The sequence below is a fragment of the Ornithinibacter sp. genome (genome assembly GCF_035443565.1).
Taxonomy (GTDB): domain Bacteria; phylum Actinomycetota; class Actinomycetes; order Actinomycetales; family Dermatophilaceae; genus Fodinibacter.
On sequence record NZ_DAORSO010000082.1, the window covers coordinates 1,871 to 2,954 of the forward strand.

The following is a 1,084-nucleotide window of genomic DNA, read 5'->3' on the forward strand; positions in this document are numbered from 1 at the left end:
GGGGCCCAGCCCGACCTCGACGACCTCCTCGCGCAGATGTTCGGCGGCGGCGCCGGGGCAGGCGCGGGCGCCGGTGCTCGTGGGGCCCGCGGCGGCGACCCGTTCTCCGGGTTCGGAGCCCCGCGCGGACCCCGCCCGGGCGCTGACGTCCAGGCCCGCACGACCCTGAGCTTCCGCGATGCCGTGCAGGGCGCCACGGTGACCCTGTCGACCGCCGAGGGCCGCCGGATCACGACCAAGATTCCTGCGGGGGTCAAGGACGGGCAGAAGATCCGGCTGCGTGGCAAGGGAGCCGACGGTGACCCCGGGGCACCCAAGGGCGACCTCATCCTCACGGTGACCGTCGAACGGCATCCGGTCTTCGGGCGCGACGGTGACAACCTCACCGTCGACCTGCCGGTGACCTTCTCCGAGGCCGCACTCGGGGCCACCGTCGCCGTGCCCACCCTCGACGGCACCCCGGTGCGGGTCAAGGTGGCACCGGGGACCCCGAGCGGCCGGGTGCTGCGCGTCAAGGGACGTGGGGTCGCCGGGCGAGGCGGCACCGGTGACCTGCTCGCCAAGGTGACCGTCATCGTGCCCCAGCGACTCACCGACGCCGCCCGCGAGGCGGTCGAGGTCCTGCGGGAGCAGGAGGCCGACGTCGACCCGCGCGCCGGCCTGTTCGAGCAGGCGAGCAGCTGAAGGAGGACGCCATGACGTCGTTCCAGTACGCGGCCTTCAGCCCCGACGACGAGACCCCGGTCTTCGTCATCTCCGTCGCGGCCGAGCTCGCCGGCATGCACGCCCAGACCCTGCGTCAGTACGACCGACTGGGCCTGGTCACCCCGTCGCGCACCCGCGGGGGCGGTCGCCGGTACTCCCAACGTGATGTCGCCCTGCTGCGCGAGGTGCAGCGGCTCTCCCAGGACGAAGGTGTGTCCCTGTCGGGCATCGCCCGCATCCTCGAGCTCGAGAACCAGGTGGCCGCCCTGCGCTCGCGGGTGGCCGAGCTGACCGCCGAGCTGGATGCCGTTCGGGCCGCATCCGGTCGCGTCACCCGGGTCTTCTCGGTCGCCTCGAGCGGCGACGTGTACGCCGCGCG

The 1,084-nt window shown here is 73.8% G+C and carries 2 protein-coding genes; both read left to right on the forward strand.

Going from position 1 to position 1,084, the window contains the following annotated elements:
• On the forward strand, positions 1-684 hold a 684-nt coding region (locus PLL68_RS09580; protein WP_324533536.1), incomplete at its 5' end, for a DnaJ C-terminal domain-containing protein.
• A gap of 11 nt (positions 685-695) precedes the next feature.
• Positions 696-1,084 (forward strand): heat shock protein transcriptional repressor HspR (locus PLL68_RS09585; protein ID WP_324533537.1); only part of this gene is annotated, 389 nt, incomplete at its 3' end.